This window comes from Streptomyces reniochalinae, from assembly GCF_003323735.1.
GTDB classification, from domain to species: Bacteria; Actinomycetota; Actinomycetes; order Streptomycetales; family Streptomycetaceae; genus Streptomyces; species Streptomyces reniochalinae.
This window is the reverse complement of record NZ_QOIM01000041.1, coordinates 184,764-205,948: the sequence shown is the minus strand read 5'-3', so window position 1 is coordinate 205,948 and position 21,185 is coordinate 184,764. Positions and strand designations below refer to the sequence as shown.

Genomic DNA, 21,185 nt, shown 5'->3' with positions numbered 1-21,185 from the left:
CTGCGGCACACTGGGTCGCGCTGCCCACCGGCCCAGGCCCACGAGAAGGATGACCATGGCGAACAGCTCAGCGGCCCCGATCATGCTCGAACTGGTCGACGAGGACGGGACGACGATCGGCACCGCGGAGAAGCTCTCCGCCCATGTGGCGCCCGGCCGACTGCACCGCGCCTTCTCCGTCTTCCTCTTCGACGACGAGGGAAGGCTGCTGCTCCAGCGCCGCGCGCTGGGCAAGTACCACTCGCCGGGCGTCTGGTCGAACACCTGCTGCGGGCATCCGTACCCCGGCGAGGCGCCGTTCGCCGCCGCCACCCGGCGCGTCGGCGAGGAACTGGGCGTCGAGCCCGCGCTGCTGCGGGAGGCGGGCACCGTCCGCTACAACCACCCGGACCCGGCCTCCGGCCTGGTGGAGCAGGAGTTCAACCACCTGTTCGTGGGGCTGCTGCGCGAGGAACTGCGGCCGGACCCGGAGGAGATCGCCGAGGTCGCGTTCGTGACCGCGGGGGAACTGGAGAAGCGGCACGCGACGGACACCTTCTCGACCTGGTTCATGACCGTGCTGGACGCCGCACGCCCCGCGGCCCGCGAGGTCACAGCCGGCGCCGGCGACTGGTGACCTGACGGGACAGCTGCCCTCAGCACGGCAGCGAGGAACTGGACGCGCCCCGAAGGGGGCGCGGGGAACTGCGCGGCCGACCACACCCCACCCGCGGACCGCACCCCACGGCCAGTGGCACCCCGTGGTCGGCTGGGGCTGGTCGGCTGGGAGCCGGCCGACAAAAGAGCCGCAGGAAGCCCTAGGCGGCAGCCAACGGCAGTGCCGCCCAGACGACCTTGCCGCCCGCGCCGGTCTGCTCCACGTCGCAGACGCCGCCCGCCTCCGCGGTGAGCGCCTTGACCAGCAGCAGCCCGCGGCCGCCCGTGTGCTCCCCGGTCGGCTCGGCGGCCAGCGCCTTGGGCCGGTAGGGGTGGCCGTCCTCGACGGCCACCCGCAGCCGGCCGCCGCCCAGCGAGACCTCGACCGCGATCGTCGGTGAGAGCAGCGCGGCGTGCCGCACCGCGTTGGTGACCAGCTCCGAGAGGATCAGCAGCACGCCCTGGAGCGTCTCGTCGGGGACGTGTGTGGGCTGCCGCGCCAGCAGGTCGCGCACGGCGTGGCGGAGCCGGGGCACCGAGGCGTCGGCGGCGGGCGCGGTGAACCGCCAGCTGCCCTCCTGCCAGGCGCCTTCCTGGGCGGGCCGCCAGGCGCCCTCCTGAACGGGCGCCTGCGTGCGGGTGCGCGCGTACTCGGGCCCGCCGTCGCGCGCGCATCCGACGGTGCGGTGCACGGACCGCTCGCCGCGCTCGGGCAGCGGCGCGGCCGTCGCGGCCCGGTTCGCCGTGCCCGTCTGCCCGGTGCTCCCCGCGGCCGGGGACGGTGTTCTCCCGGTGGCCGTGGGGGCTTCGTCGATGACGGCGGAACGCTGTGCACCGCGGCTCTCCATCTGAGTACCCCGCTCTCTCGGTCGGACTCGTGGGCCACACATCTGGTCTGTACTTGCAGATGCACTTGCGCTGAATGGTGGTACCGCACGGGGCCCGTCTGTGCGGCTGACCGCAACTGGGCACTTATCGATGGCATTTGACAGAAGACTTACCGCCCCGGTCGCCGCGCTGACAGAAACCTGGCGGGCTGCGGATACGATCACGCACCATGGAGCCCACCCTGCTCATGGCGTGCGACGACGCGGGCGTCGCCACGGTCACCGTCCACCATCCGGCCAAGCGCAACGCGATGACCCCCGGCATGTGGCGCCGGCTCCCCGTGCTGCTGGCCGAACTGGCCGCCGAGCCCCGGGTACGGGTGCTGGTACTGACCGGCGCGGAGGGCACCTTCTGCGCGGGCGCGGACATCGGCGCACTCCGCGACGCCGCGCACGGTCACGCGGCGGACGGCCACACGGCAGGCGGCGCGGCGCGGGAGCAGCAGACGCTCGCCGTGGCGGCCGAGGAGGCACTGGCGGCCTTCCCCAAGCCGACGCTCGCGGCCGTACGCGGACACTGCGTGGGCGGCGGCTGTCAGCTCGCCGCCGCCTGCGACCTGCGCTTCGCCTCTCACGACGCGCTCTTCGGCATCACCCCGGCCAGGCTGGGCATCGTCTACCCGGCCTCCTCCACCGAGCGCCTGGTACGCCTGACAGGACCGGCGACCGCCAAGTTCCTGCTCTTCTCCGGGGAACTCGTCGGCGCCGCACGCGCGCTGCGCACCGGACTGGTCGACGAGGTGCACCCGGCCGGCGCGCTGGACGAACGGGTCACCGCGTTCGCGCACGCGCTGACGGCGCGCTCCGCACTGACCCAGGCCGCCGCCAAGGAGTTCGCCGACGGCCACACGGGGCCCGACCGCCTCGCGCACTGGCAGCGCGAGGCGGCGGGGAGCAACGAGGCAGCCGAGGGGGTGGCGGCCTTCCTGGAGCGCAGGGAGGCACGCTTCGACTGGCGGCTGTGACACGGGGCCCCGGCCGAGCGGAACAGCCGGTTCCCCTGCCCTTCTGGTCGACCGTACCGCCCGGTAGCGTACGGGCATGACGTCACTTCCCGAACGCGCCGGGCGGCGCTGTCACAACGCCCTCAACGTCCTGCACTCCGCGCTGTACTTCTCACCCGCGCTGGGCAGGGAACTGGCGCCCTACGGCATCGACGACCCGCACGCCATCAACCTGGCCACGCGCTCCGCGCCGCTGGGTGCCGTGGGCGCCGGCACGGTGACGGCCACGTTCTACAACTACAGCCACTCCCTGGTCGCCCGCTTCGTCCCCGAGGTGTGGGACGCGGCCTCCCCCGAGACCGTGCTGGCCGCTCGGCTGCGGGCCGTCGACGCGACGCTGCGGCACCTGCTGGGCGAGGAGACCGTCGCCTCCCCGCAGATGGCCGAGGCCGCCCGGCTGGCCCTGCGCGCCGCCGAGGGCTGCACCCGCTCCGGACGTCCGCTCCACTCCGCCAACGCCGACCTGCCCACCCCACCGCTCGAGACGGCCCCGCACCTGGCGCTGTGGCACGCCGCGACGCTGCTGCGCGAGCACCGCGGGGACGGCCACATCGCCGCGCTCCAGCACGCCGAGCTCGACGCGCTGGAGGCCGTGGTCAGCCACACGGCCAGCGGGCGCGGTATGAGCCCGAAGTGGGCCATGAGCACCCGCGGTTACAACGCGCAGGACTGGGCGGCCGCGCAGCGCAGGCTGACCGAGCGCGGGCTGCTGGGCGACGACGGGGAGCTGACCGAGCAGGGCACCGCGCTGCGCAAGCACCTGGAGGAGGAGACCGACCGGCTCGACCGCCGCCCCTACGAGCTGCTGGGCGCCGCGGACGTGGCCCGGCTGACCGAGCTGGCGTCGGACTTCGCGCGCACCGCGGCCGAGGCCGGCGCCTTCCCCGCTGACGCGTTCGGCAAGGACTGAGCGGAGCCCGCCGAGCGCCGCGTGCGGAGCCGTCCCGCGCCCGCGCGTAACGGCTCCGACGGCGCCCGCCTGCGCCCGGGTGTCGGACCGGCCTGCCACAATGCATGCCTACCGGGGGACCACAGCACCGAGAAGGCGGAACCAACCATCGTGACGACGACCATCGAAGGCAGGATCGCCGAGGAGCTCGGCGTACGCGAGCGGCAGGTCCGTGCCGCTGTCGAGCTGCTCGACGGCGGGTCGACCGTGCCCTTCATCGCGCGCTACCGCAAGGAAGCGACCGAGATGCTCGACGACGCGCAGCTGCGCTCACTGGAGGAGCGGCTGCGCTATCTGCGGGAGCTGGAGGAGCGGCGCGAGGCGATCCTGGAGTCCGTGCGCTCGCAGGACAAGCTCACCGAGGAGCTGGAGACGCGCATCCGTGCCGCCGAGTCCAAGGCGCGGCTCGAGGACATCTACCTGCCGTTCAAGCCCAAGCGGCGCACCAAGGCGCAGATCGCCCGCGAGGCCGGTCTGGAGCCGCTGGCCGAGGGGCTGCTGGCGGACCCGACGGTGGAACCGGCCGTGGCCGCCGCCGCCTTCGTCGACGCCGACAAGGGCGTCGCGGACGCCTCAGCGGCGCTGGAGGGCGCCCGCGCCATCCTCACCGAGCGCTTCGGCGAGGACGCCGACCTGATCGGCGAGCTGCGCGAGCGCATGTGGGAGCGCGGCCGGCTGGCCGCCACGGTGCGCGAGGGCAAGGAGGCGCAGGGCGCGAAGTTCGCCGACTACTTCGACTTCTCCGAGGCGTTCACCGAGCTGCCCTCGCACCGGATCCTGGCCATGCTGCGCGGCGAGAAGGAGGAGGTCCTCGACCTGACCCTCGCCCCGGAGCCCGCGGGTGATCAGAGCGAGGGCCCCACGTCCTACGAGCGCTCCATCGCGCAGCGTTTCGGCGTGCGCGACGAGGGGCGTCCGGCCGACGCGTGGCTGGCCGAGACGGTGCGCTGGGCGTGGCGTACGCGTGTCCTGGTCCACCTGGGCATCGATGTGCGCACACGGCTGCGGACGGTCGCCGAGGACGAGGCGGTGCGGGTCTTCGCCACCAACCTGCGTGACCTGCTGCTCGCCGCGCCCGCCGGCACCCGTGCCACCCTCGGCCTCGACCCGGGGCTGCGTACGGGCGTGAAGGTGGCGGTGATCGACGCGACGGGCAAGGTCGCCGCCACCGACACGGTCTACCCGCACGCGCCGCAGAAGCAGTGGGACGAGGCCCTGGCCAGGCTCGCGGCGCTCGCCGAGACGTACGAGGTCGAGCTGGTCGCCATCGGCAACGGCACGGCCTCCCGGGAGACGGACAAGCTCGCCGGTGAACTCCTCGCCGCCAAACCCGAACTGAAGCTGACGAAGGTGATGGTCTCCGAGGCGGGCGCCTCGGTGTACTCCGCGTCCGCCTACGCCTCCCAGGAGCTGCCCGGCCTCGACGTGTCCTTGCGCGGCGCCGTCTCCATCGCCCGCCGCCTCCAGGACCCGCTGGCCGAGCTGGTCAAGATCGACCCGAAGTCCATCGGCGTCGGCCAGTACCAGCACGACCTGTCCGAGGTGAAGCTGTCGCGCTCGCTGGACGCGGTGGTGGAGGACTGTGTGAACGGCGTCGGTGTGGACGTCAACACCGCCTCGGCGCCGTTGCTCTCCCGGGTCTCGGGCATCGGCTCGGGCCTCGCGGAGAACATCGTCGCCCACCGGGACGCCAACGGGCCGTTCAAGAGCCGTACGGAGCTCAAGGACGTCTCGCGGCTCGGGCCCAAGGCGTTCGAGCAGTGCGCCGGCTTCCTGCGCATCCGCGGCGGCGAGGACCCGCTGGACGCCTCGGCGGTGCACCCGGAGGCGTATCCGGTGGTGCGCGGGATCGTCGCCACCTCGGGTACCGACGTGGCGTCGCTGATCGGCAACACGAAGGTGCTGCGGGCCCTGGATCCGCAGCAGTTCGTGGACGGTTCGTTCGGTCTGCCGACGGTCACCGACATCCTGGGCGAGCTGGAGAAGCCGGGCCGCGACCCGCGACCCGCCTTCCGTACGGCGAGCTTCAAGGAGGGCGTCGAGAAGCTGGGCGACCTGGCCTCCGGCATGGTGCTGGAGGGGGTGGTGACGAACGTCGCGGCGTTCGGCGCCTTCGTCGACGTCGGCGTCCACCAGGACGGACTCGTCCACGTCTCGGCCATGTCCAAGACGTTCGTGAAGGACCCGCGCGACGTCGTCAAGCCGGGCGACATCGTCAAGGTCCGCGTACTGGACGTGGACGAGGCGCGCAAGCGGATCTCGCTGACGCTGCGCCTCGACGACGAGCCGGGCGCGCAGGGCGGCGAGGGCCGCCGTGGCGGCTCCCGCGACCGGCAGCAGCAGCGGGGCGGCGCCCCGCGCCAGCGCCAGGGCTCGCCCCGCGAGGGCGGCAGGAACGGCGGCGGCAAGGGCGGTGGGGGCGGCAAGGGCGGCGGCGGAGGCCAGCGTCGCGGGTCCGCCGCGTCCGCGCCGGCGAACAGCGAGATGGCGGAGGCGCTGCGCCGGGCCGGCCTGGCCTGAGGTTCCGTACCGCTCCGGTGGTGTCCGTGCCCTGGCGGGACGCGGACACCACCGGAGCGCGCCTCAGCTGGTGACGCCCGGCATGCGGCCCTCGGAATCGGTGCCGGGCGCCGCGCCCGTCATGATGTATTCGGAGGACAGCAGCCGGGCCTTGCCGTGGGGCGGCAGGTGGGCGCTGGACTGGTGCAGCCAGTCGACGAAGAAGGAGGGCCGTCCCGTCTCACCGACGTAGACCTTCATCTCGCCGGAGGGGTGGATGGTGGCGGTCGCCTGTGTGCCCCGGTCGTGCTCGCGCACCTGCGTGCTGAAGAGGGCGAGCGCGCCGCCGTCGCTGGTGCGCAGCGCGTGCAGCTGCTCGTCGCCGGACTCGCCGCGGCTGAAGACGGCCTCGGCGTAGGGGCTGAGCAGCTTGTTCTGGGTCTTGGGCACCTTGCGGATCCAGCGGGTGGCCTTGGAGGAGGCGAACCCGGTGGACTCGGTCGCCCCTTCCTCGCTGTAGAGGTCGAACAGGGCGTCGGAGAGGCCGGAGGGGGCGAGTGCGCCGCGCTTCTTGTCCGGGTCGGTCACGGGCTGCGCGAAGCCGTCCTTGTCCTGGGCGATGCGCGGGATCTTGGTGGTGTCGCTGTAGCTGGCGGCGACGAGCCGCCAGCCCTGGCTCTTCTTCTGCATGACGAAGATGCCCGGGTACGTGTTCTTCTTCTGGCCGGGGCTCTTGGAGTGGGCCACCATCACGAACCAGTCGGCGGTGCCCTTGCGCGGTATGTAGAACTTCCGGTCGATGTAGTTGAAGGGCTCCTTGTACTCCTCGATCCGCTTCTTCTTCCAGTTCTTCTGGAGCCGGAAGGTGGCCTTGCTCTCCTGGTAGAGGGGACCGGCCTCGGCCTGGGAGATCACTTTCGCGTCCGAGTGCTTGTTGGCCCGGTTGTTGATGCGCTCGTAGCGGTCGAAGATCTTGCCGGCCTGCGCGCGGGTGACGACCCCTCTCGCGGGCCGGTCCTCGGCGTCCGCGGCCTTGGCTCCGCCGCCTGCCGCGTCCCGCGCGCTGTCCGAGCCGCCGCACCCGGCCGCCGCGAGGACGAGGCTGCCCGCGCAGGCGAGACCTGCTGTCCCCCGTGCCCAACTGTGCATGTGTGTTCCCCTTCGTCACTGTGGTGAGCAGGAGTATGCACGGTGCCGGGCACGGGCGGGACGGCAGGATGGTCACAACACGATCATCACTTCTTCCAGTGGCTTGCGCCGCAGGTCGGGCACCCGTGCGTCGGGGGCCGGGTAGCCGACGGGGATGACGTAGGCGCCGCGCTCCTCCGCGGGCCGTTCGCAGACCTCGTTGAGGAAGCGCATGGGGCTGGGCGTGTGGGTGAGGGTGGCCAGGCCCGCCTGGTGGAGCGTGGCGAGGAGGAAGCCGACGGCGATACCGACGGACTCCTTCGTGTAGTAGGGGCGCGGCGTGTGCGGGCCCTTGTGGACCTCGAAGACGACGATGACGGCGGGCGCCGTCTCCAGGAACGGCTTGTGCGCGTCGGTGCCCAGCGGAGCGAGGGCCGTCAGCCACTCGTCGGAGGCCCTGCGTCCGTAGAACTCGCGCTCCTCTGCCTCCGCCGCCTCGCGCAGCCGCCGTTTGCGCTCGGGGTCGGTGAGCACGACGAAGCGCCACGGCTGGACGTGGGCCCCGCTGGGTGCGGTGGAAGCGGTGCGCACGGCCCACTCCAGCACCCCTTCGGGCAGGGGCCGGTGGTCGAAGTCGCGGACGGTGCGGCGCCGCTCCATGAGGGCGTGGAACGCCTCGGCGCGCTCTTCGGCCTGCTGGGCGGTGACCCGCATCGGGCGCAGCGGCACGGTCGGGTGCCGGGCAGGCCCCGGATCGGACTGCGTGGTATGGACCATACCGGCAGCACAGCACACCGCCGCGTGCCCGAAAAGTCTTGCACGGCGGGCGGGCGGCCCGTATGGTTTCGGGCGGCTCTGTTGTCGTTGATCGGAGAGGTCTTGCTCGTCTGAGGTCTGAGACGCCGTGTGCCCCGCTCTGTGTGCCACGTGTGTGACCTCGGAAGTGAGCCGACCCCGTGTCGGAGCCGCTCTCCTGCTGGTTTCCGCCCCCGTGTATCCCGTCTTCGGGGTCCGGTGTCTCCCGCGTTGTCCACCGCCCTTCGCGAGGCGACCAGGAGGCCCCCGTGAATACCCATTCCCCCGCTGTGACCTGTACCCGGCTGGCCTTTTCCTGGCCGGACGGTACGCCCGTCCTCACCGATCTCGACCTGTCCTTCGGCCCCGGGCGCACGGGGCTGATCGGGCTCAACGGCACCGGAAAGTCCACCGTGCTGAAACTGATCGCCGGCGTACTGCGGCCCGAGGTGGGCAGCGTCAAGGTCGCCGGGGAGGTCGGCTATCTGCCGCAGGACCTGACCCTGGACACGTCGCTGCGCGTCGATCAGGCGCTGGGGATCGCCCGCGCCCGCGCGGCGCTGCACGCCATCGAGGCGGGCGACGTCGCCGAGGAGCACTTCACCGCCGTCGGCGACGACTGGGACGTGGAGGAGCGCGCACGGGCGACGCTGGACGAGCTCGGTCTCGCGCACGTCGGTCTCGACCGCTCCATCGGCGAGGTCTCGGGCGGCGAGTCGGTGCTGCTGCGGCTGGCGGCGCTGCTGCTGGCCCGGCCTGACGTGCTGCTGCTGGACGAGCCCACGAACAATCTCGACCGGGTGGCGCGGCGGCGGCTGCACCACGCGGTCGCGTCCTTCCCCGGCGTGCTCGTGCTGGTCAGCCACGATCGCGAACTCCTCGCTCTCGTCGACCGGATCGCCGAGCTGCACGACGGCGGGGTGACCTGGTACGGCGGCAATCTGGAGGCGTACGAGGCGGCGGTCGAGGCCGAACAGGAGGCGGCCGAGCGCATGGTGCGCGTGGCCGAGACCGACCTGAAACGCCAGAAGCGGGAGCTTGCCGAGGCCCATACGAAGCTGGCCAGGCGGGAACGGTTCGCCAACAAGGCGTACGCGAACAAGCGGGAGCCCAGGGCCGTGATGAAGCTGCGCAAACGGGCGGCGCAGGAGTCGGCGGGCAAGCACCGCATCATGCACGAGCAGCGGCTGGAGGAGGCCAAGGAGCGGCTGGAGGAGGCCGAGGAACGCGTGCGGGACGACGCGGAGATCCGCGTCGAGCTGCCGTTCACCGCGGTGCCGCGCGGGCGGCAGGTCCTCAGCCTTCAGGACGCGGAGCTGCGGAACGGCGCGCGGGCGACGCTGCGGGTCAACGGCCCCGACCGGATCGCGCTGGTCGGGTCGAACGGCGCGGGCAAGACGACGTTGCTGCGTACCCTCGCCGGGCAACTGGAGCCGGTGTCGGGCGAGGTCCGCACGCACGTGCCGCTGCGGTATCTGCCCCAGCGGCTCGACGTCCTCGACGACGCGCTGTCCCTGGTGGAGAACGTGGCGAAGCTGGCGCCGCAGGCCACCAACCAGCGGATCAGGGCCCAGTTGGCGCGGTTCCTCTTCCGGGGCGCGCGGGCCGACCAGCAGGTGGGCACCCTCTCGGGCGGCGAGCGCTTCCGCGGCACGCTCGCCGCCGTGATGCTCGCCGAGCCTGGTCCCCAGCTGCTGATGCTGGACGAGCCCACCAACAACCTGGACATGGCGAGCGTCCGCCAGCTGCGGCAGGCCCTGGCGGCCTACGAGGGCGCCTTGGTGGTGGCCGGCCACGACGTCCCGTTCCTGCACGAGGTGGGCATCACCCGGTGGCTGGGCCTGGTGGACGGGGAGCTGCGGGAGGTGGACCCGGTGGAGCTGTGAGGCGTTCAGCGCAGTGCTTGGGCGAGCAGTTCCTGGAGCCGCAGCCCGCGTCGGGCATCGAGGTCGCCGGCGCGGCCGCCGCGCGCCGCGGTCGCGAAGTCGCGGCGCAGTACCGGCCAGCATTCCTCGTGGTCGAGACCGGCGGTGTCGTGGACGAGTTCGTCCGCGTCCTCGGGCCCGTACAGCTCGATGCGGGTGCGGGCCCGGGGCAGTGCCACGGCACCGGACAGGGACGCCTGGCTGACGGCGCCGTTCTCGTGTGCGCAGGTCAGCTCAATCCAGCGGCGCGGGTCGCCGGTGGAGCGCACGGTGGTGACCGGGCCGACGGCCAGGTCGAGCAGGTCCAGCAGGTGCGGGCCGAGGTCGAGGAGGGCGCCGTGCTCCAGGCGCCAGGTGGTGGCCTGGTCGCCGCCGAGGAAGGCGCCGTGCAGGTAGCAGGAGCGGGCGCCGGTGACGGTCGTCGCGCGGGCCCGTTCCAGGAAGCGGCGGGTGGCGGGGTGGTACCGCTTGGTGAGGACCAGTTGGGAGACGACGCCGCTGTCCGCCACCGCGTCGGCGACGGCGCGGGCGGCCGCCAGGTCGGGGCCGAGCGGCTTCTCCAGCAGCAGGGCCCGGCCGGCGCGGGCGGCTCGCGGGGCCAGTTCGGCCTGGACGGCGGGCGGCACCGCGAAGGCCACCGCCTCGCACGCGTCGAGGAGTTCCGCGAAGGAGGCCGCGGCCTTCGTCCCGTACTCGGCGGCGAGGGCGGTGGCCGCCTCGTCCCTGCGGGCCCAGACGGCCGCCAGCTCGGTCTCGGGCCCGGCGGCGAGCATCCGGGCGTGCATGGTGCGGGCCCAGGGTCCGGCGCCGACGAGGCCGACGCGTATCGGCGGGTGGGGCCAGACTGGATTCACGGTGCTGTTCTCCTGTGTACGGGGCGGGAATAGGTCACCCGGCGGCCGTGGCGGAGGCGGCCAGCCGGGCGTGCTGCGGCTCGGGGACGAGTTCCACCACAACCGGGCCCAACTGGTGTGCTCGCAGATCGGAGGCGTCCCGCAGGCGCTCGACGGCCGCTGGAGTGTCGAGCGGTTGCAGCGCACCTTCCTGCGCCTGGTCAAGGAAGGCAGGGTGGACGTGGCCTCGCTGGTCAGCCACGTGCTGCCGGTCGCGGACGCGGCACAGGCGTACGAGCTGCTGGACGAACGGCCCGGCGAAGCGTTGCAGATGGTGCTCGCGTTCTGACCCCGCCCGCCACCCACCACGAAAGGCCACAGATGTTCCGCACCGCCTGCCAGGAGCAGCTTCTCCCCGGCGCAACCCTCCAGGAGAAGTGGGAGTTCGCCGCAGCGGCCGGCTACGACGGCATCGAACTCCGGGGAAAGGGCGACTTCCACTTCCGCGAGCGCCTGCCCGCGCTGCGCAAGGCCCAGGCGGACGGCGTTCCCATGCCGACGGTCTGCGTCGACATGCCGCACTTCTTCGCCGCCTTCGACCGAGACCGGCGCCGGGACGCCCTCGCCCAGATGAAGTCGCAGCTGTCCGTCATCGCCGAACTCGGCGGCGCGGGGGCGCAGACCCCGGCCTCCTACGGCATGTTCTCCCGCAGGCTGCCGCCGTTCACCCCGCCGCGCGGCGAGGAGGAGGAGCGCGAGGTCCTGCTGTCCGGGCTGACGGAGCTGGGCGAGCACGCCCGCGCCGAGGGGGTCACGCTCTTCCTGGAGCCGCTGAACCGGTACGAGGACCACATGGTCAACAGGCTGGAGCAGGCCGTCGAGTTGATCGGTGCCGTGGGGCTCGACTCGGTGCGCGTCGGTATCGACAGCTACCACATGAACATTGAGGAGGCCGACCCGCCGGCCGCGATCCTGGCGGCGGCCCCCTACATCGGGCACGCCCAGGTCAGCGACTCCAACAGGTTCCAGCCGGGCGCGGGGCATCTGGACTGGGCGGCGTGGCTCGGCGCGCTGGAGAGCGCGGGTTACCGGGGGCACCTGGCGCTCGAGTGCCGGCTGACCCCGCACCTCGACCCGGCGGAGGCCGTGCGCTCCGTACCGCCGTTCCTGGCCCGGATGAGCGGCGCCGCACCGAGCGGGGCCGGCCGATGACGTCTCCGGCCGTGGCGGTGGACCGGGATCCGGCTCCGGCGCCGCCGCCCGCTCCCGCGCGGGCGTTCGGGCAGGCGGCCCCGCCGCTGCGGCGCAGCGCCTGCCGGGTACTGATCGGCAACTGGACGGGCCACTCGACGGTGCCCTCCCACGGGCTGTATCCGCACCAGTGGAGCTGGAATTCGGCGTTCATCGCGATCGGACTGCGTCACCTCTCGCCGCTGCGGGCGCAGCGCGAGCTGGAGACGCTGCTGGGCGCGCAGTGGGGAGACGGGCGGATCCCGCACATCGTCTTCAACCGTGCGGTGCCGCTGGGCGCCTACTTCCCCAGCCCGGACTTCTGGCGCTCCTCGACGGCGGGAGCGGCGGCCGGTGCGCCCCGGGCGCTGGAGACGTCCGGGATCGTGCAGCCGCCGGTGCACGCGCTGGCGGCGTGGCTGGTACACAGGGCCGACCCCGAGGCGTCGGCCCGGCGCGGCTTCCTCGCCCGGGTCCACCCGCGCCTGGTGGCCTGGCACCGGTATCTGGCCGACCGGCGCGACCTGGGCGGCGGCGGTCTGGCGGCCGTGGTGCACCCGTGGGAGCCGGGCATGGACAACAGCCCGTGCTGGGACGGTCCGCTGGCCCGGATCGAGCCCGCGGCGGCGGACTCCTTCCGCCGTGCCGACCTGGTGCACGGGGCGGCCGCCGACCGGCCCACCGACCTGGACTACGGACGGTACGTGCGGCTGGCCGCCGAGTACCGCGACCACGGCTACCGCGACGCCGCCGCCGCGCACCCGTTCGCCGTCGAGGACCCGGGGTTCAACGCGCTGTTCGCCGCCTCCGAGCACGCCCTCGCCCGGATCACCCAGGCGCTCGGCGGTGAGCCGGACGTCCACCGGGAGCGGGCCGCCGCGCTGACGGACGCCCTCGTGGCGCGGCTCTGGTCGCGCGAGGCGGGACAGTTCCTCAGCCGGGACCTTCGCGCGGACGGCGCGGGGCCGGTCACCGGGCGGCTGGTGCGGGCCAGGAGCGCGGCCGGGCTGCTCCCCCTGCTCGCACCCGACCTGCCGCCGGCGGTGGCCGGGGCGCTGCTGGAGACCGTACGGGGCGCCCACTTCGGCCTGGGCACGACGGTGCGGCTGCTGCCCAGCTACGACCTGCGGGGCGCGGCCTTCGACCCGCACCGCTACTGGCGCGGGCCCGCCTGGTTCAACGTCAACTGGCTGCTGGAGCGCGGGCTCCGGCTCCACGGTGCCGGTGAGCGGGCCGACGCGTTGGCGGGGGAGATTCTGCGGGCGGCGGAGGACAGCCACTTCGCCGAGTACGTCGACCCCTACACCGGTGCGGGCCGCGGCACCCGTGACTTCAGCTGGACGGCAGCGCTCGCTCTCGACCTGCTCGCACGGCGGGCCCGCCAGGATCCGGCGCCCGTGCCCGCTCCGAGGAAGGACTCGTGACCCGATGACGGCGACCGAGCACCGGATGCTCGTGCACGACGGCACGTTCGCGGTGCTGACCCCCTCAGGCGACATCGCCGAAGCGCCGGCGGCCACCGTGCCGCACGGGCTGTTCCGCCGCGACGCCCGCCATCTGAGCCGCTGGGAGCTGACGCTGGACGGTGCGGCACCCGTCGTGCTGGTGCCCGGGGACGCGGGCGACGGTGGCGGCTGCGCCGTGCTGACCCCGCGCGGTACCCGTGAGGCGCCCCCGGCCTGCACCGTCTTCCGCGAACAGGCCGTCGCCGACGGCGCGCTGACGGAGCTGCTGCGCGTCGTCGGCAACGAGGGTGCGGCGGCGACCGTACGCCTCACGCTGACGGCCGACGCCGACTTCGCCGACCAGATGGAACTGCGCGCACAGCACCGCGTGTTCACCAAGCCGGGAGCCGCGCCCGGCAGCGACCGCCGCACCGACGGCGTCGAGTTCCGCTACCTGCGTGGCGCGGACTGGCACGCACGCACGGTCGTGACGGCGGATCCCGCCCCTCTCACGGTGCACGGGCCGGACGGGACAGACGGGGCCGACGCGACCGGTGGGGGCTCAGGTACGGCGCGGCGGTTGCTGTGGTCCGGCATCCTCGAACAGGGGCGGGGACGGACGGTGGGGCGCAGGCTGATGGAGCCGGACTTCTTCTCCGGCTGGGGCGTCCGTACGCTCGCGGCGGGACAGACGCCCTACCATCCGCTCTCCTACCACCGCGGCAGCGTCTGGCCCCAGGACAACGCCCTGATCGCCCTGGGCCTGGCCCGCTACGGACTGCGCGAGGAGCTCCGCCGACTCACCGGCGGCCTGCTGGACGCGGCCGCCCGGCACGGCTACCGGCTGCCCGAGGTGCTCGCCGGCTACCCCCGCGCCGACCCTCAGGGCCCGGTGCCGTACCCGCACGCCTGCTCCCCCCAGGCCTGGGCGGCCGCCACCCCGCTGGCCCTGCTGACCGCGCTGGACGGCGACCCGGCGCGGTGCTGAGCCGGCTCGCTCACGTGCGCGGCGCCGCCTCGCCGGCCGTGCCGCCGCGTGCCGCGCGCTCGCGGACGAGGGTGATCAGCGAGGGGCCGCCGCGCAGGCACCACAGGGCGATGACGGGGTCGCAGAGGGCGCAGCCGAGGGAGGAGTCGTGGGAGAAGGGGATGATCGGGTTCCCCTTGACGTGGTGGAGCAGGTCCCAGGCGGTGTGCATCAGCCAGGCGACGCCGATCCAGGTCCAGGACTCCAGCCCGCGGTAGGCGACGTAGGTGAGGGCGGCGACGGCGGGGAACTCCCAGACGCCGAATCCCCCGCCGCTGATGTAGGCGGCTCCCGCTCCGGCCACCATGATCGCGTTGAACGGGCGGCGGTGCGGTGCGCGGATCAGCGACATCGCCAGGACGTAGAGGACGCCGACGACGATCGGCGCGAGGTAGCTCATCACTGTGCGGCCCTCTCGGGGTGCGGTGCGGGCATGACGTGTGCGGGAGGGGAGGCCCTCCGGCACGGATACGGGGACGTCCGGCCTGTGCCGGGACGCGCCTCGAACCTAAGCGGCGGTCCCCCGCTCTCCCAGTGGCACGAGTGACACCTTCCAACGGGATGGTGCCAAGGCCCCGAGCGGCGCTCCATGGCCGGTGTGCCGGGGTGAGCACCGCGGACCGAGCCCGGTGCCGGTGTCCCGCGGGGCGGTATGTTCCCGCCATGCACACCGTCGCCGTTCTCGCGCTGGACCAGGTGATCCCGTTCGACCTGTCCACCCCGATCGAGGTCTTCACCCGCACCCGCCTCCCGGACGGGCGCCCCGGCTACCGGGTCCGGGTGTGCGCCGCGCGTCGGGAGGTCGACGCCGGGGCCTTCGCGCTGCGCGCGCCCTGGGGACTGGAGGCGCTCGCGGACGCGGACACGGTCATCGTGCCCGGCACCGCCGCGCCCGCGCCGCTCGCACCCGAGGTGCGCGACGCCCTGCGGGCGGCGGCCGCGGACGGCACGCGCCTCGCCTCCATCTGCGCGGGCACCTTCCACCTGGCCGCCACGGGGCTGCTCGACGGCCTGCGGGCCACCACCCACTGGAGGGCGGCCGGCCTGCTGGCCGCGACCTACCCGCGCGTCGAGGTCGACCCGGACGTCCTGTACGTGGACAACGGCCAGTTCCTCACCTCCGCGGGGGCCGCCGCGGGCCTGGACCTGTGCCTGCACATGATCCGCCGCGACTACGGCTCGGCCGTCGCCGCCGACGCGGCCCGGCTGTCGGTGATGCCGCTCGAACGCGAGGGCGGCCAGTCCCAGTTCATCGTCCACGACCACGACCCCGCACCCCAGGGCTCCACGCTCGAACCCCTGCTCGCCTGGTTGCGGGCCGACCTGGGGCGCGCGCTCACGCTCGCCGACATCGCCGCACAGGCCGGGACCAGCACCCGCACCCTGATCCGCCGCTTCCGCGAACAGACCGGCACCACCCCGCTCCAGTGGCTCCACCGCGCCCGCATCCGCCAGGCCCAGCACCTGCTGGAGGCCACGGCGCACTCCGTGGAGCGCATCGCGGCACAGGTCGGCTTCGGCTCGGCCACCGCGTTCCGCGACCGCTTCAAACGCACCACAGGCGTCAGCCCCCGGACCTACCGCCGCTCCTTCGGCTGACGTGCCGGAGGGCGGCGGGGTGCCGTAGTGTCCGGACATGGTCGATGTGACAGCGGGCGACGGCGGTCGCGGCAGGCCGGACGCCGTCGTCATAGGCGGCGGGGTCATCGGGCTGACGACGGCCGTGGTGCTGGCCGAGCGCGGGATGGACGTGCGGCTGTGGAGCCCCGAGGATCAGGCGGAGACGACCTCGGCGGTCGCCGGGGGCCTGGTGTGGCCCTACCGGATCGAGCCCGCGGCCCAGGCGCTGGACTGGTCGGTGCGCTCGTTCCGGCACTTCTCGTGGCTTGCCGAGCAGCCGCGGAGCACCGGGGTGCGGCTGCTGCGGGGGCGGATGGCGGGCAGCGCGCCGCCCGCCGCGTGGACGGCGCTCACCGGGACTCCACCACGCGCCCCACTTGTCGACATGGAGACCTATCTCCCGTACCTGGCGGGCCGGTTCGAGGCCGCGCACGGACGGGTCGAGCGGCGCGCCGCGCGCTCCCTGCACGAGGCGGCGGCCGCGGCACCCGTCGTCGTGAACTGCAGCGGGCTCGGCGCCCGCGAACTCGTGCCAGACCCCGCGATGCGTGCCGTGCGGGGACAGATCCTCGTCGTGGAGAACCCGGGCGTCGAGGAGTGGTACGTGGACGCCGGCAGCGGGGCGAGCGAGACCACCTACCTGCTGCCCCAGCCCTACGGGCTGATCCTCGGCGGCACGGCGCACGAGGACGCCGAGGAGCGGGACCCTGACATGGCGACCGCCGAGGCGATCGTGCGGCGCTGCGCCGCGGTACGGCCCGAGGTGGCCGACGCGAAGGTGCGCGCGCACCGGGTCGGACTGCGCCCTTCCCGGCCCGGCGTCCGGCTGGAGAGCGAGCTGCTGAGCGACGGGCGGGGCGGGGAGTCGCTGTGTGTGCACAACTACGGGCACGGCGGGGCGGGCGTCACCGTCTCGTGGGGCTGCGCCGTGGACGCGGCGCGGCTGGTGGGCCCGGCCACCGGAGGGTGAGCCGGGCCCACGCCGGCCGGCCGTCCGTACTCAGCGGCAGCCGCGTACCGGCGCCCCCGCCGTCAGCGCGTACTCGGCACGCGCGTCCAGCAGCAGCGGGACCAGGGCGCGCTGCGACTGGCGCAGCGGCACGAGGACGCCGCCCGCGCGGGGCTCGGCGCGCACCCCGTGCAGGTCGAGCACCGGTTCGACGTCCTTGAACTGCGCGGCGGTCAGCCGGTAGCCGCAGGGCGGATCGTCCAGCACCTGCTCGTCGGTGGGCTGCTCGTTGTCGGCGCCGCCGAGGTACACCGGGCCGCGGTCGGCCCAGCCCGCCTCGCGCGCGGCCCCGGTCGCCTTCTCGATGCGGGCGCGGCGCTCGCCGGCGAAGTCGAACGCGCCCTGGAGAGCGGCCAGGTGCGAGCCGACACGGCGCCGGTTGTTGCGCGCCTCGTCGCCCTTGTCGGCGTCGGTGAGCGGTTCGATGCGGGTCTCGGCGAGCAGCCCGACCGCGCCCTTGACGCCGACGGTGTTGCGCAGGATGCGTTCTTGCCCGTCGCCCGCGACCTGTTCGACGGGGTCACCCGTCTCCGGGTCCGTCCAGATGCCGTAGATGCCGGTGCTGTGGCCGCTGTCCTCGGCCGACGGGCGCGCGTACTTCTCCGAAAGCGTCACGGACTCCTTGTGCACGCCCTTCGCGGTGTTCAGGTTGCGGGGCCACAGTGCGAGCAAATCCTTCACGTAGTACGGCTCGTGGGCGCCGTACTCGTGCAGGTCGTAGACGGTGTCGGGCCGGTAGTCGCGCATCACGGCGGCCATCGCGCGGGCCTCCGCGGTCTCCAGCGCGAGGTGGTCGCGGTTGATGTCCACGCCGTCGGAGTTGCCGCGCGTGTCGGCGGCCCGCCCGTCCGGGTTGGCGGTGGGCACGACCAGCACCGTCGTACGGGACAGGAAACGCCGGGTGGCGCGGTCCTTGGCGAAGGCGAGGTCGCGGATGGTGCTCAGACACGCCTCGCGGCCCGCCGGCTCGTTCCCGTGCTGGGAGCAGATCAGCAGCAGGGAGTTGCCGCGCCTGACCTTCGCGGGGCCCTCGGGCGAGGGGGCGCCGATGCGGGCCAGCCGCAGCGGCCTTCCCTGCTCGGTGCGGCCGATGGTGTCGAGGCTGACGCGGCGGCCCGCGGCGTCGACGGCGCGCAGGAACTTCTCCTCCTCGGGCTGCGTCGTCCAGCGCTGGCCGTGGGTGCGTTCGAAGCCGGTACGGGGTGCGGCGGAGCCGTCTCGGCCGGCGGCCTGTGCGGTGGTGGCGAGCAGGGGGACGAGGAGCGCCGCCGAGGTCAGGGCGGCGGTCTTCCACCGGGAGCGGCCGAGCCGCGCACGAATCACCATGCCGGGAAGGTAACCGGGTCCACGCGTGTGCAGAAGGGGGCGTGTGTCGGCCGGATGACGCTCACATGACGGTAGTTGCTGTGGACATGCGGTGTGCCACGTGAGTACATACCCTTCGGACGAAGCGACACCCCGCGCGCCACAGGGGCGGGATGTGAACCCGATGGTGGCGCCGCAAGGTTGACGGAAGAGCTGGAGGACTCGTGCGTCACAGACTGATCGTCCCGGGTGCCATGGTGGCGGCCTCGCTGCTGCTCGCGGTCCCGGCCTCGGCGGCCGAACCGTCCCCGGGAGCCCCGGGCGTGGGCGACCCCTACTACCCGGACTACGGGAACGGCGGCTACGACGTCTCCCACTACGACCTTCGGCTCACGTACCAGCCGAAGACGGACGAGCTGAACGGCACGGCGACCCTGCTGGCCACCGCCGAGCAGGACCTGTCGCGCTTCAACCTGGACTTCGCGCTGGACGTCAGCGAGGTGCGGGTGGACGGAAAGAAGGCGCGCTTCGCCACCTCGGGCGCGCACGAACTGCGGATCACCCCCGCCGAGCCGCTGGCCAAGGGGGAGAAGGCCACCGTCGTGGTCCGCTACTCCGGCACCCCCTCGAAGGTCGAGGTGAACGGCTTCACCTCGTGGCTGCGCACCGAGGACGGCGGCGTGGCCGCCAACGAGCCGGAAGCCGCCTGGTGGTGGTTCCCCAGCAACGACCACCCCTCGGACAAGGCGAGCTACGACGTGAGCGTCGCCGTGCCCGACGGCACCCAGGCCCTCAGCAACGGCACCCTCCAGTCGAAGCGCTCCGAGGCCGGCTGGACGCGCTGGAACTGGCGCTCCCGCGCCCCGCAGGCCACCTACCTGGCCACGCTGGCCATCGGCAGGTTCGACATCACCACCTCGAAGACGGACTCGGGACTGCCCGTCATCAACGCCTACAGCAAGGACCTGGGCGAACACGCGGGCGCTGCGCGGGCGAGCGTCGAGCGGACCGCCGAGATCACCGAGTGGCTCCAGGGCTACTTCGGCGCCTACCCCTTCGACGCGATGGGCGGGTACGTCCCGAACACGGACACCACCTACGCGCTGGAGACCCAGACCCGCCCGTTCTACAGCCCCGACGACTTCGCCGACGGCTCCAACACCTCCGTCGTCGTCCACGAGATGGCCCACCAGTGGTATGGGGACAGCGTCTCGCTCAAGGGCTGGAAGGACATCTGGATCAACGAGGGCTTCGCGGCCTACGCGCAGTGGCTGTGGTCCGAGGACCAGGGCGAGGGCACGGCGCGCGAACTGGCCGACTACGCCTACGCCTCCCGCCCGGCCGACGACGACTTCTGGAAGGTGAAGCCGGGCGACCCGGGCCCGGACAACCAGTTCCACTCGGCGGTCTACGACCGGGGCGCGATGGCTCTCCAGGCGCTGCGCGAGAAGATCGGGGACAAGGACTTCTTCGCCCTCCTCAAGGGCTGGCCCCGGCAGCACGAGGGCGGCAACGCGGACGTGGGCGACTTCGTCGCCTACGCGGAGAAGGTGTCGGGCGAGCCGCTGGCCGAGCTCTTCGACACCTGGCTGTTCCAGCCCTCCAAGCCGCCCGCCTCCGCGGCGGGCCTCAAGGCGAAGGCCGCTCCCGAGCAGCCCGAGTCGTGGAAGAAGATCCACACAGCCGACCACCCGCACCACTGACGGCGCCGGGGCCGGCCCCGGCCCCGGTCGGTGCCGGCCCGGTGCGTTGGCCCGGCCCCGCCCGGCGCGAGTCCGGCGGACCGCCGGGCCCGGCGCACGGCCTCACGGGGCGCGTTCGGCGGACCGCCCCGCCTGATGCCGCCTCACGCGCGAGGGCAGCGGGCCGCCGCTGCCCGGGACGGTCTCGAGCGCGATGTCAGCGGGCCGCGCGGGCCCGGTACGCGTACGGCAGGTAGCGCAGGCGTTCCGGCAGCCGGGGCACGACGGAGGCGACGACGCGTCCCAGCCGCCGCAGCCGCCGCTCCTGGCGGGGGCTCCAGGGCAGCCGCAGCGCGCGCCGCGCGTCCGGGGGCATCAGGCCGATGATCAGGAACCGCCGCAACCGGGCGAGTCCGGGCGCCAGCAGCGGCCAGGCCGCGCGCAGCGCCCCGCGCACGGGCCGTGGACCGTAGGGCGGCGGCGGGATCCTCATGTCGAGGGCGACGAGTTCACGCACGACGCCCGTGGGCTCGACCTCCTCGGCCAGCATGCGCCGCCAGTAGGGCCAGAACTCCTCCAGCGTCTGCGGCATGTCCCGCTCGTGGAGACCCAGCACGCGGCCGACCTGCACCCACTCGGCGTACAGCTGACGCTCCTCCGCCTCGGTGAAGGGGCGGCGGGCGAGGTAGCGCTGTCCGTGCTGGAAGGAGGGGAAGCCGGTGGCGTGCACCCACGCGTAGTAGGCGGGCATCAGCGCGTGGTAGCGGTGGCCGTGCGCGTCGACACCCTGGATCGTCTTGTGCAGCTCCCGCAGTCTGCGGCCTTCGGCGGCGGCTTCCTCGCCTCCGTACACCCACAGCAGCACGCTGCGCACCGAGCGCTCGCCCCGGCCCCACGGATCGGTGCGGAAGACGGAGTGCTGGTCCACTCCGGCGCCGACGGCGGGGTGGGCGACCTGCATGGTCAGCGCGCCGGGCAGCGTGCACAGGATGCGGAGGTCTCCGGCCACGTCCCACAGGATGCCGTCGGACGGTGGCGGCGCCGGATCGGTGCGTGCTGGATGCCTCTCGCGTGCCTTCACACTCCTCATGATGCCTTCCCGAGCGGTGGCACGCGCGGTGCGGTCCGGGGCCGGGGACCGGGACCCCGAGGGGCGGCATTACGCCATCTTTCGAACCGGAACGCCCCTCCGTCATTTCGTGATCACTAAC

At 73.5% G+C, this 21,185-nt stretch carries 17 protein-coding genes and 3 pseudogenes; 13 read left to right on the top strand and 7 right to left on the bottom strand.

Annotated features, from left to right (window positions below):
- Nucleotides 1-55 precede the first annotated feature (55 nt).
- The gene (idi, locus tag DQ392_RS24735) at nt 56-616 is read left to right on the top strand and encodes an isopentenyl-diphosphate Delta-isomerase (RefSeq protein WP_114018030.1); all 561 of its coding nucleotides are present in this window, start codon (nt 56-58) and stop codon (nt 614-616) included.
- A 181-nt stretch (nt 617-797) separates the two neighbouring features.
- On the opposite strand, the gene DQ392_RS35425 is transcribed toward idi, so the two are convergent.
- Nucleotides 798-1,328 (bottom strand): ATP-binding protein, encoded by a 531-nt coding sequence (locus DQ392_RS35425; RefSeq protein WP_425470604.1) that lies wholly within the window; start codon nt 1,326-1,328, stop codon nt 798-800.
- A 365-nt stretch (nt 1,329-1,693) separates the two neighbouring features.
- On the opposite strand from DQ392_RS35425, the gene DQ392_RS24725 reads away from it, so the two are divergent.
- The 3 genes from DQ392_RS24725 (at nt 1,694) to DQ392_RS24715 (ending at nt 5,996) form a co-directional block, all read left to right on the top strand.
- Nucleotides 1,694-2,488, top strand: coding sequence for an enoyl-CoA hydratase/isomerase family protein (locus DQ392_RS24725; protein ID WP_114017904.1), 795 nt, complete (start codon nt 1,694-1,696; stop codon nt 2,486-2,488).
- Nucleotides 2,489-2,564: 76 nt separating this feature from the next.
- Nucleotides 2,565-3,437 (top strand): SCO6745 family protein, encoded by an 873-nt coding sequence (locus DQ392_RS24720; RefSeq protein ID WP_114017903.1) that lies wholly within the window; start codon nt 2,565-2,567, stop codon nt 3,435-3,437.
- A 150-nt stretch (nt 3,438-3,587) separates the two neighbouring features.
- Nucleotides 3,588-5,996 carry a Tex family protein gene (locus DQ392_RS24715; protein WP_114017902.1) on the top strand — a complete coding sequence of 803 codons (2,409 nt, stop codon included), beginning with the start codon at nt 3,588-3,590 and terminating at the stop codon, nt 5,994-5,996.
- A gap of 63 nt (nt 5,997-6,059) precedes the next feature.
- Here the strand turns inward: DQ392_RS24715 and DQ392_RS24710 are convergent, their stop codons facing one another.
- Both DQ392_RS24710 and DQ392_RS24705 read right to left on the bottom strand, forming a co-directional pair.
- Nucleotides 6,060-7,124: a DUF8094 domain-containing protein gene (locus tag DQ392_RS24710; RefSeq protein WP_114017901.1), complete on the bottom strand. Its 1,065-nt coding sequence runs from the start codon at nt 7,122-7,124 to the stop codon at nt 6,060-6,062.
- 72 nt (nt 7,125-7,196) lie between these two features.
- The gene (locus DQ392_RS24705) at nt 7,197-7,880 is read right to left on the bottom strand and encodes a nitroreductase family protein (protein ID WP_114017900.1); all 684 of its coding nucleotides are present in this window, start codon (nt 7,878-7,880) and stop codon (nt 7,197-7,199) included.
- 287 nt (nt 7,881-8,167) lie between these two features.
- Here DQ392_RS24705 and DQ392_RS24700 point away from each other — a divergent pair, with 287 nt between their 5' ends.
- The gene (locus tag DQ392_RS24700; RefSeq protein WP_114017899.1) at nt 8,168-9,784 is read left to right on the top strand and encodes an ABC-F family ATP-binding cassette domain-containing protein; all 1,617 of its coding nucleotides are present in this window, start codon (nt 8,168-8,170) and stop codon (nt 9,782-9,784) included.
- Nucleotides 9,785-9,789: 5 nt separating this feature from the next.
- Here the strand turns inward: DQ392_RS24700 and DQ392_RS24695 are convergent, their stop codons facing one another.
- Complete coding sequence (locus tag DQ392_RS24695; protein WP_114017898.1) at nt 9,790-10,677, bottom strand: Gfo/Idh/MocA family protein; 888 nt, start codon at nt 10,675-10,677, stop codon at nt 9,790-9,792.
- A gap of 73 nt (nt 10,678-10,750) precedes the next feature.
- On the opposite strand from DQ392_RS24695, the pseudogene DQ392_RS24690 reads away from it, so the two are divergent.
- The 5 genes and pseudogenes from DQ392_RS24690 to DQ392_RS36265 all read left to right on the top strand — a co-directional run.
- Nucleotides 10,751-11,005, top strand: a pseudogene (locus DQ392_RS24690) (oxidoreductase); the annotation flags it as partial.
- 32 nt (nt 11,006-11,037) lie between these two features.
- Nucleotides 11,038-11,868: a sugar phosphate isomerase/epimerase family protein gene (locus tag DQ392_RS24685; protein WP_114017897.1), complete on the top strand. Its 831-nt coding sequence runs from the start codon at nt 11,038-11,040 to the stop codon at nt 11,866-11,868.
- Complete coding sequence (locus DQ392_RS24680) at nt 11,865-13,310, top strand: MGH1-like glycoside hydrolase domain-containing protein (RefSeq protein WP_245981906.1); 1,446 nt, start codon at nt 11,865-11,867, stop codon at nt 13,308-13,310. Before DQ392_RS24685 ends, DQ392_RS24680 begins: the two co-directional genes overlap by 4 nt.
- 4 nt (nt 13,311-13,314) lie before the next feature.
- Nucleotides 13,315-13,785: pseudogene (locus tag DQ392_RS36270) on the top strand (glycogen debranching N-terminal domain-containing protein); the annotation flags it as partial.
- Between the two features lie 117 nt (nt 13,786-13,902).
- A pseudogene (locus DQ392_RS36265) lies at nt 13,903-14,319 on the top strand (amylo-alpha-1,6-glucosidase); the annotation flags it as partial.
- A gap of 10 nt (nt 14,320-14,329) precedes the next feature.
- Here the strand turns inward: DQ392_RS36265 and DQ392_RS24670 are convergent.
- Nucleotides 14,330-14,758: a DUF6010 family protein gene (locus DQ392_RS24670; RefSeq protein ID WP_114017895.1), complete on the bottom strand. Its 429-nt coding sequence runs from the start codon at nt 14,756-14,758 to the stop codon at nt 14,330-14,332.
- Nucleotides 14,759-15,021: 263 nt separating this feature from the next.
- Here DQ392_RS24670 and DQ392_RS24665 point away from each other — a divergent pair, with 263 nt between their 5' ends.
- The gene (locus DQ392_RS24665; protein WP_114017894.1) at nt 15,022-15,957 is read left to right on the top strand and encodes a GlxA family transcriptional regulator; all 936 of its coding nucleotides are present in this window, start codon (nt 15,022-15,024) and stop codon (nt 15,955-15,957) included.
- 37 nt (nt 15,958-15,994) lie between these two features.
- Complete coding sequence (locus DQ392_RS24660) at nt 15,995-16,948, top strand: FAD-dependent oxidoreductase (RefSeq protein ID WP_114017893.1); 954 nt, start codon at nt 15,995-15,997, stop codon at nt 16,946-16,948.
- Nucleotides 16,949-16,978: 30 nt separating this feature from the next.
- Here DQ392_RS24660 and DQ392_RS24655 read toward each other — a convergent pair whose 3' ends face one another.
- Entirely contained in the window at nt 16,979-18,313 is a 1,335-nt protein-coding gene (locus DQ392_RS24655) for a M14 family metallopeptidase (RefSeq protein ID WP_114017892.1), read from the bottom strand.
- A gap of 203 nt (nt 18,314-18,516) precedes the next feature.
- On the opposite strand from DQ392_RS24655, the gene DQ392_RS24650 reads away from it, so the two are divergent.
- Entirely contained in the window at nt 18,517-19,995 is a 1,479-nt protein-coding gene (locus DQ392_RS24650; protein WP_114017891.1) for a M1 family metallopeptidase, read from the top strand.
- A gap of 196 nt (nt 19,996-20,191) precedes the next feature.
- On the opposite strand, the gene DQ392_RS24645 is transcribed toward DQ392_RS24650, so the two are convergent.
- Complete coding sequence (locus tag DQ392_RS24645) at nt 20,192-21,064, bottom strand: oxygenase MpaB family protein (protein WP_114017890.1); 873 nt, start codon at nt 21,062-21,064, stop codon at nt 20,192-20,194.
- Between the last annotated feature and the right edge of the window lie 121 nt (nt 21,065-21,185).